This window comes from Natrinema soli (assembly GCF_028618695.1).
In genome coordinates, this window is the sequence record NZ_JAQIVI010000295.1 from 1 (window position 1) to 8,602 (window position 8,602).

An 8,602-nucleotide genomic window follows, 5' to 3' on the forward strand; every position below is an offset into this window, starting at 1 on the left:
GCCGCGGCGGCCGCGCGGCTGGCCGACCACGACATCGAGACGCTCGTCCTCGAGCGCGGGACCGAAGCGGGCTCGAAGAACGTCTCCGGCGGGCTGCTCTACGCCGAGGACTCGGCCCCCTATACGCTCGACGACCTCTTCGACGGCTTCCGCGAGGAAGCCGCCGAGCGGCCGGTCACGGACTACTACATCCACAACGTGGCCGGAAACTCGGTCAAGACCTACGATCTGGCCGATCTCCACGAACACGATACCGACTGGTGTGACGCCGTCCTCCGCCGCGAGATGGACTCCTGGCTCGAGCAGCGGGTCCACGAGAAGACGAGCGAGACCGGCGGCGGTGTCCTGACGAACGTGCGGGTGAACGGCCTGCTCGAGGAGAACGGCGAGATCGTCGGCGTCACCTGCGACGAACTCGACCCGATTAGAGCCGATCTGATCGTCGCGGCCGACGGCGTCAACTCCGAACTCGCCCGCGAGGCGGGACTGATGGACTGGGAAGAGCCCGACGAGTGGTTCCAGGGCGTCAAGGCCGTCGTCGATATGGATCCCGACGCGATCGACGACCGGTTCGATATCGGGCCGGACGAGGGCGCGGCCCACCTGTTCTCGGGCGACCTCTTCGAGGACGTCCGCGGCGGCGGGTTCCTCTACACGAATGAGGACTCGCTCTCGATCGGGACCGTCTTCCACCTCGACAGCCTCGTCGAGCGGGAGGCCGAACCTCACGAGCTGCTCGACGCCTTGTTGACCCACCCGCTGCTGGCGGGCTGGTTCAAAAACGAGTATCACGAGCGGGAGTACGCGGCGAAGCTCGTCCCCGACTCGAAGAAGGTCGCCCACCGCGAGCCCTATCGCGATCGACTCGTGCTCGTCGGCGACGCCGCCGGCCAGATGCAGGCCCAGGGACCGATCATCAAGGGCATGAACCACGCCGTCACGGCGGGGGCGCTCGCCGCCGAGGCATTCGCCGTCACCCGCGGCAACAGCGACCCGGACGCTGCGGGCCGCCGATACACGAAGATGCTCGAGGACTCGGGGACGATGGATAAGCTCCGCCCCCGGCAGTACGAGCTGAGCCGGACCGTCGGCGAAAACGACACCGTTACCGCGGCGGTCGAACGGGTGCTGGACTCGCCGATCGGCTCGCTCGCGGTCGGCAATCCGGTCGCGGATCGCCTGCTGCAGCGGGCGTACAACTCGCCGTTCCTCGTGTCGATGCTCCCCGATACGAAGACCGGCTACGTCTCCCTGCCGACGCTGATCGCCGAGGAGCACGGCAAGACGATCCACTGGGAGAACGAGATCGACCCGCCGACCCTCGAGGAGCGCATCGGCGACCTGACCTACGATACCGACGTGGGCAATCCGCACATCGAACTCAACGACGAATCCGACGCGGCAAGCGGCGCTGCCGTCAGCGCCTGTCCGGTCAGCGCCGCGGACTTCGGCGGCGGCTGTTACCGCTCGGAGACGGTCAAAACGAACGGCAGCGAGGAGACGCTGATTAGCCTCGACACGCAGCCCTGCGTCGAGTGTGGCACCTGTGCGATCGTCGCCGACACCGAGTGGGAACACCCCCGAGGCGGCAAGGGCGTCGACTACCGCGAGGGGTAACGTGAGTCGGTACGGTCCCCGGATCGCCGCGCTCGCCCGCCGGGCCGAGCGCGAGCGGGCGGCGATCGAGTGCGAACACCGATCGGTCGATGGGGACGGTAGTGGCGTCGACCCCGACGACGCCGACGCGTATCTCCGAGACGGTGCCGGGCAAGCCATCTGGCTCTACGTCGAAGCACGAACCGGCGGCCGACTGGTGCCGTTTACCGAACCCGAACTCGAGGCGCTCGAGGACGCGATGAACCGCTGGCTCGAGTGTTACGCCTCCTGTCACGGTGTCGCCCTCGAGGCCGAGTTCACGGTCCGCGAGGCGGCGGAGCTACTGCTCGAGACACGGAACGTGATCGACACGGCGCAACTGTTGACGGGCGTGCCCGAGCGTCGCCGTGGCTGACGGGCAAGCGCGCTCGAACCTAGATCACGGTCAGAGTTAATTAGTTTCTGTCCTTCTCTCGATGATGATGTTCTGATACGGAAACCGGCGAGACACCGCCTCAAACCGACCCGTACTTGACTTCCACGCAGTAGACGGGTATCCGACTATTCCCGTTGAGAGCAAAGTCACGGTGATGGCACGAGACGATCGGTTATCCAGACGAGGCATGCTCAAGCTAACAGGTGTCGCGACATCAACGGCGTTCGTCGCCGGCTGCGGCGGTGGTGGCGGCAACGGGAACGGCGGCAACGGCGGCAACGGCGGCAACGGCGGTGGCGGCGACGGTTACGAGATCGAACCAGACACGGAGATCGATTTCAGCGGCCAGACCAGCGAATGGCAAGGCCTCGCGCCGTCTTCGATCGAAGGGGAATCGAATCCGACGCTCATTCTCCAGTCCGGCGAGACGTATACGATCGGCTGGTCGGAGGGTGACGATCAGGCGCACAACCTGGAGCTACGGGACAGTAACGGTGAGGTCATCGACGACTACACAACGGGCAGTCCGACCGCGGATCCGGCGGAGGTCGAGCCGTTCGAGTTCGAGGCGAGCGACGACATCGCCGTCTACCGCTGTGAGCCACATCCCCAGATGGAAGGCGAGATTCAGGTTCAAGACGGCGGCGGTGGCGGTGGTGGGAACGAGACCGACGGGAACGAAACTGGCGGTAACGAAACCGGTGGCAATGAGACCGGCGGGAACGAAACAGGCGGCAACGAAACCGGCGGCAACCTGACCGGGTAGATACGGCCACCGCGAAAATACGTTCTCGTGTCGGATCGTCCGATTAGTAGATGAGTTCGTCGTCGTTTTCGACCATGTAGAGCGTCCGCGCGGCGATATTGACCGTGTGGTCGCCGACGCGCTCGAGGTCGCGAATCGTCAACAGGAGCCGCGACACGTCCTGTAGCAACTGCTCGACCTCGTTCGGCGAATCGAGTTCGCGCTCGATGAGGTCGCGGACGACGATCTCGCTGGCCCGTTCGGCGAACTGATCGAGTTCGTCGTCACGGGCCGCGAGTTCTCGACAGGTTTCGGTATCCTCGGTATCGTAGGCGAGCATCGCGTCCTCGAGCATGTCGAGGGTCAGATCGCCCATCTCCTGAACGTCGACGTCGGGGAACAGGTCCTGTTCGGCGTCGAACGTGTACTCTCCGAGGTTCGTCGCGAGATCGGCGATCCGCTCGAGATCGGTGATGATCTTGAACGAGGCGGCGATAAAGCGCAGGTCGCTCGCCACCGGCTGCTGCAGCGCGAGCAGGTCGATACAGTCCTGCTCGAGATCGAGATACATTCGGTTGATCTCGCCGTCACCCTCGATCACTTCGCGGGCGAGGTCTTCGTCTTTCTGCTCGAGGGCGTCGAGCCCCATGCGAAGGCGTTCCATGACGACTTCGCTCATGTAGAGAACGTCCTCACGGAGCTCCGTGAGTTTCTCCTGGTAGGATTGTCTGGCCATGTCTGTGAAAGCTCGCTCGTCCCTGATAAAGACTGCGTGCGAACGCATCGCGTCGCCGGCTACGGTGTGAGCAGCCCCTTCGGAGACGCCGTCCTCGAGCTCGGCGATCCCGAGGGTGTCCTCGACTCGAGACGCACGCTCGTGGGGAAGCCACGACGGCCGAGCCGGAGCGATTTCGGCCGGCGTCGAGGAAACTACGGGGATCGCTCGGGTGTCGTTTCAGGGGCACGCGAGACGGCCTGCTGGCCGAGATCGTATTTCATGCCGAGCAAGCCGCCGAGGAGCACGGTTACGGCGATGATCGATATCAGCATATTCAGTAGCAGCCAATCGGCGGAAACCCCGTACAGCGTGGGGTCGAACGGGGCGAACGGACGGACGCCGCCGCTCAGGAAATCGAGGAGGACGTGCGAGCCGAACCCGACGGCGGCGGCCCGCCAGGGGCCGAACGCGGCGAGGAGGACGGTTAGAGCGATCCCGGCCAGCAGCGAGTGTGTCAATCCCCGATGCATCCACAGCGTCCCCTCGACGTAGCCGAGTTCGACCAGCGGCCGAAAGACGAACGTATCGATATCGGGGATGGCCGCCGCGAGCGCCGCGACGAGGTACGGTTCCGGCCGTCCGGATCGAAAGAGCAACACGACGAGTGCCAGACTGATCAAAATGTGGACCCCGTTTGCTACCATGTGGATTGGTACCATGGCACGCAAACGGATAAACGGTACTGTCAGTACCGGACAGTGATCAGCGGGAGGACTATCCGAATTTGCCGGTGATGTAGTCCTCGACGCGCTCGTGTTCGGGATTCTCGAATATCTTGTCGGTGTTATCGAACTCGACGAGTTCGCCGCCGGTCAGGAAGACCGCCGTCTTATCCGAGATGCGAGCCGCCTGCTGCATGTTGTGCGTGACGATGATGACCGTGTACTCCTCGGCGAGATCCTCGATCAAGTCCTCGATCTTCGAGGTCGCGACCGGGTCCAGCGCCGAGGCCGGTTCGTCCATCAGTATCACGTCCGGATCGGGCGCGATCGCTCGAGCGATGCACAGCCGCTGTTGCTGGCCGCCCGAGAGTTCCAGGCCGCTCGAGTCGAGTTGCCCCTCGACTTCCTCGAGTAACGCCGCTCGCTCGAGGGCGGTCCGGACCTTCTCGTCGACGTCGTCGTCTTTCCCCTGGACTTTCAGTCCGTACGCGACGTTGTCGCGAATGCTCTTCGGGAAGGGGTTCGGCGACTGGAAGACCATGCCAATCTTTCGGCGCAGGGCGACCGGATCGACGTCCTCGTCGTAGACGTTCTTGCCGTCGAACAGCAGTTCGCCGTCGACGCGGGCGCTGTCGACGAGGTCGTTCATTCGATTGATACACCGGAGGAACGTCGATTTCCCACAGCCCGACGGGCCGATGATGGCCGTGACTTGCTTTTCGGGAATTTCGATGTCGACGTCGTCGAGCGCCTGTTCTTCGCCGTAGTAGACGCTCAGATCTCGCGCCTCGAGGATCGTTCGATCCGTCGTCGTTTCCCCCTCGGCGTCGCCGCGGTCGGCGAGGCTGTCGGTTCCCGGCGTCGGCGCTGGTTGATCGGTGGTCGATTCCGTTTCCGAGGAAGTCATCTGTTCGTTAGTCATTGTCAGGTGCGCTGTTGATAGCGGTTCCGAATGATGATCGCGATCGAGTTGATCGTGAGCAGGACGACGAGCAGCGTGACGACGCCGGCGGCGACGACGCCGTACTGGAACTCCGTCTGCGGGTAGGACGCCCAGTTGTAGATCTGCAGGGGCATGGCGCTGACCTTGCTAAAGAGGCTGTTGGGCATCCCGAAGACGGTCGTCGGCGCGGCGATCATGATCAGCGGTGCCGTCTCGCCGATGGCGCGCCCGAGCGCGAGGATGGTTCCGGTCATGATACCGGGCATCGCTCGCGGCAGGACGACGTTCCGAATCGTCTGCCACTTCGTCGCGCCCATCCCGTAGGAGGCCTGTCGCTGGGTGTCCGGCACCGCCCTGATCGCCTCCTGAGACGAGATGATGACGATCGGGAGGATCAGCAGGCCGACGGTGAACGCCGCCGCCAGCACCGTCCCGTACCCGAATCCGAGGATCCCGACGAACAGTCCCAGTCCCAACAGGCCGTAGACGACCGAGGGGACGCCCGCCAGGTTCGCGATGTTGAGCTGGATGAATCGCGTGAGGTAGCCGTCGTCGGCGTACTCCTCGAGGTAGACAGCAGCCCCGACGCCGACCGGGAACGTGAGCAGCGCGATCAACAGCATGATCGCGATGGAGCCGATCAGGGCGGGGAGGAACCCGGCCTCGTTCGGATTCGGATGCGGCGGACTCGTGAGGAAACCCCAGTCGAGCCAGCCGACGGCGTCGACGGCGACGTTCGCCAGTAGGGCCGCGAGCGAGACGATTCCGACGAGGGTCGCCGCCAGCGCGAGCAGGCGGAACGCGACGTCTTTCGTCCGGCTGACCTGCCCGAAGCCGGAGTCGGCGGGCGCGTCACGCGTGTCGGCCGCCATTAGCGATACACCTCCCGATAGCGCGAGGCGACGAGTTCACTGATGAGGTTCATGACGAAGGTGATGACGAACAGCGTCAGTCCGACCGCGAAGAGGCTCTTGTACGCTTCGCCCTGGCCGACGATGTCGCCCGTCCCGATCTGGACCATCGCGGCGGTCATTGTCTGGATCGAGTTGAGGAACAGTCCCGCCGGATCGGTCACGTCGGCCATCCGGGGGGTCTGTCCCGCGGCGATGGCGACGATCATCGTCTCGCCGATCGCGCGCGACAGGGCGAGAATGAACGACGAGAAGATCCCCGAGAGCGCGGCCGGCACGACCACCGACGTCGAGACGGTGAACTTCGTCGCGCCGAGGCCGTAACTGGCCTGCCGAAGTGAATCGGGGACCGCGCTCATCGCGTCCTCGCTGATCGAGGAGACCATCGGGATGATCATGATCCCGACCATGATCGACGCCGACAGCGTGTTGAACGTCGAGAGCGGCAAGAACGTATCGAGTGCCGGCGTGACGTAGACGAGCGCGAAGTAGCCGTAGACGACCGTCGGGACGCCCGCCAGCACCTCGAGTGCGGGCTTGAGGTAGGCTCGTCGGCGCTCGGAGGCGTATTCGCTGAGATAGATCGCGGTCAGCAGACCGATGGGGAGGGCGACCGCCGCCGCGCCGACGGTGACCGCCAGCGTGCCCGAGATCAGCGGCAGGACGCCGAACGAAGTCGGCTCGTTCGTCGGGCTCCACCGCGTGCCCGTGAGGAACTCGACGGGCGAGACCTGCGCGAAGAAATCGACCGCGTCGACGAGCAGCGTCAGGATGATCGCGACGGTCGTCAGGATCGACAGGAGAGCACAGAGCATGAAGAGATAGCGAAACGCCGTGCCCCGCGCCGTGCGGATCCCGTCGTGAGAGAAGTCCGGCTGGCTCATTCGGTCACCTCCGCGATCGCGTCCTCGAGTTTCTCGAGGTTCTCGTCGCGCTGCTCCTCGGTGATCGGCACGTAGCCGACGTCGGAGACCAGATCCGTCGCGGAACGTTCCATGTAGAAGCGGGCGAAGTCACGGACCGCGGGTTCGGCGAGCGATTCCTTCGCGACGTAGATGAACAGCGGTCGCGAGAGGGGCGTGTACTCGCCGGATTTGGCCGTTTCGATCGACGGCTCGACGCAGCCGTCCCCGTCGTCGATCGAGAGCGCCTTGATCGAGTCCGGGTTCTCGCTGTAGTACGAGAAGCCGAAGTAGCCGAGTGCGGCCTCCGAACCCCGGACCCCCTGTACGATCGTTCGGTCGCGCTCGGTCGCGTAGTAGTCGCTTCGGTGGTTCAGCTCCTCGCCGAGGACCGCCTCGTTGAAGTAGTCGAACGTGCCCGACGTCGTCGCAGCGCCGTACAGCTCGAACTCCTGATCGGGCCACTCCTCGTCGATATCGCTCCAGCGCTGGGCACCGTCAGCCTGCCAGATCTCCTGTAGCTGTTCGACGGTGAGACAATCGACCCAGTCGGCCTCGGGGTTGGCGACGACTGTCAGCGCGTCCGTCGCGATCTGAAACTCGAGCGGCGTGACGTCGCTCCCTTCACACTGTTCGACTTCGGCGTCGGCGATCGCCCGACTCGCGTTGTTAATGTCGGTCCGTCCCGCACAGAAGAAGTTCCCGAACCCACCGCCCGTCCCGGTCTTGCTGAGCGAGAGGTTGACGGTCGGGTTTTCTTCGGAGAATGCGGACGCGATCGCCTCGGTCACGGGAAATACCGTACTGCTTCCCGCGATGTTTACGCTGTTGCCCTCCGCGGCGAAGACGCCGGTGCAGCCGGCCAGTCCACCGGAGAGGGCAACGCTTGCCGCGGCGAGAAAATCACGTCGGCCGGATCCGGCCGACAAAGACGCCGTGGTATCTCTCGACATCACCAAATCGAAGTCACAGAGCAGGTAAGTATACTACTATGTGTCCTATATAGTTCTATTTACTCCGTTCGCCGGTTCGTGGGGCGAGGCATAGTAGCGCTCACGGCGCGCTGAACGTATATATGTGCCACTAGTTGGCGTCCGTCACGTTCAGCTGCACTGGTAGTTAGTGGGGAGAGAGAACGATAGTCCAGACATATATAGACAAGACGGGGGAGCAGAAACGATCCAACGGTCGCATCAGCCGAGCAGGTCCTCGTCGCTCTCGAGCGCGTACAGCGTCCGGGCGGCCACGTTCACCGCGTGATCCCCAACGCGCTCGAGGTCGCGAACGATCACGAACGTCCGAGAGACGTCCGCGAGTACGTCTGCGACTGGCGGGCCGCCGGCCTCGTTCCCGACTCGCCGCTCCTCGTTCGTCCCGCCTTCGGCGCGGAGTTCGATGAGAGTCCGCACGACGCGCTCGGCGACGCTGGTACAGCGGGCGTCCAGTTCGTCGTCGCGCGCTGCGACCGCAAAACAGCCGTCTGCGTCGTCCGTGACGAACGCCTCGATCGCCCGCTCGAGTTGCTCGAGCGCGAGCGCGGCGATCCGTTCGAAGTCGACGTCCGGAAGCGCCGGGGCCGATCCGGTCGAATCCCGCGCGTACTCGGCCAGGTTGGTCGCGAGGTCGCCG

Annotated in this window: 10 protein-coding genes; 3 read left to right on the plus strand and 7 right to left on the minus strand. The window is 64.4% G+C overall.

Going from position 1 to position 8,602, the window contains the following annotated elements; all coding sequences use genetic code 11:
- From PGX04_RS17525 to PGX04_RS17535, 3 genes are all read left to right on the plus strand, one after another.
- A partial coding sequence (locus tag PGX04_RS17525; protein WP_273739696.1) for an FAD-dependent monooxygenase occupies positions 1 to 1,617 on the plus strand: 1,617 nt, incomplete at its 5' end.
- A 1-nt stretch (position 1,618) separates the two neighbouring features.
- Positions 1,619 to 2,011, plus strand: coding sequence for a DUF8055 family protein (locus PGX04_RS17530; protein WP_273739697.1), 393 nt, complete (start codon positions 1,619 to 1,621; stop codon positions 2,009 to 2,011).
- Between the two features lie 208 nt (positions 2,012 to 2,219).
- The gene (locus PGX04_RS17535) at positions 2,220 to 2,798 is read left to right on the plus strand and encodes a cupredoxin domain-containing protein (RefSeq protein WP_273739705.1); all 579 of its coding nucleotides are present in this window, start codon (positions 2,220 to 2,222) and stop codon (positions 2,796 to 2,798) included.
- Positions 2,799 to 2,841: 43 nt separating this feature from the next.
- On the opposite strand, the gene phoU is transcribed toward PGX04_RS17535, so the two are convergent.
- From phoU to PGX04_RS17570, 7 genes are all read right to left on the minus strand, one after another.
- Complete coding sequence (phoU, locus tag PGX04_RS17540; protein ID WP_273739698.1) at positions 2,842 to 3,513, minus strand: phosphate signaling complex protein PhoU; 672 nt, start codon at positions 3,511 to 3,513, stop codon at positions 2,842 to 2,844.
- 194 nt (positions 3,514 to 3,707) lie between these two features.
- Complete coding sequence (locus PGX04_RS17545; protein WP_273739699.1) at positions 3,708 to 4,199, minus strand: metal-dependent hydrolase; 492 nt, start codon at positions 4,197 to 4,199, stop codon at positions 3,708 to 3,710.
- Between the two features lie 70 nt (positions 4,200 to 4,269).
- Positions 4,270 to 5,139: a phosphate ABC transporter ATP-binding protein PstB gene (pstB, locus tag PGX04_RS17550; RefSeq protein ID WP_273739700.1), complete on the minus strand. Its 870-nt coding sequence runs from the start codon at positions 5,137 to 5,139 to the stop codon at positions 4,270 to 4,272.
- A gap of 2 nt (positions 5,140 to 5,141) precedes the next feature.
- Positions 5,142 to 6,032, minus strand: coding sequence for a phosphate ABC transporter permease PstA (pstA, locus tag PGX04_RS17555; RefSeq protein ID WP_273739701.1), 891 nt, complete (start codon positions 6,030 to 6,032; stop codon positions 5,142 to 5,144).
- The gene (gene pstC, locus PGX04_RS17560; protein WP_273739702.1) at positions 6,032 to 6,955 is read right to left on the minus strand and encodes a phosphate ABC transporter permease subunit PstC; all 924 of its coding nucleotides are present in this window, start codon (positions 6,953 to 6,955) and stop codon (positions 6,032 to 6,034) included. The genes pstA and pstC overlap by 1 nt, the downstream gene beginning before the upstream one ends.
- The gene (locus PGX04_RS17565) at positions 6,952 to 7,926 is read right to left on the minus strand and encodes a PstS family phosphate ABC transporter substrate-binding protein (protein ID WP_273739703.1); all 975 of its coding nucleotides are present in this window, start codon (positions 7,924 to 7,926) and stop codon (positions 6,952 to 6,954) included. The genes pstC and PGX04_RS17565 overlap by 4 nt, the downstream gene beginning before the upstream one ends.
- 240 nt (positions 7,927 to 8,166) lie before the next feature.
- On the minus strand, positions 8,167 to 8,602 hold a 436-nt coding region (locus PGX04_RS17570), incomplete at its 5' end, for a phosphate signaling complex PhoU family protein (RefSeq protein ID WP_273739704.1).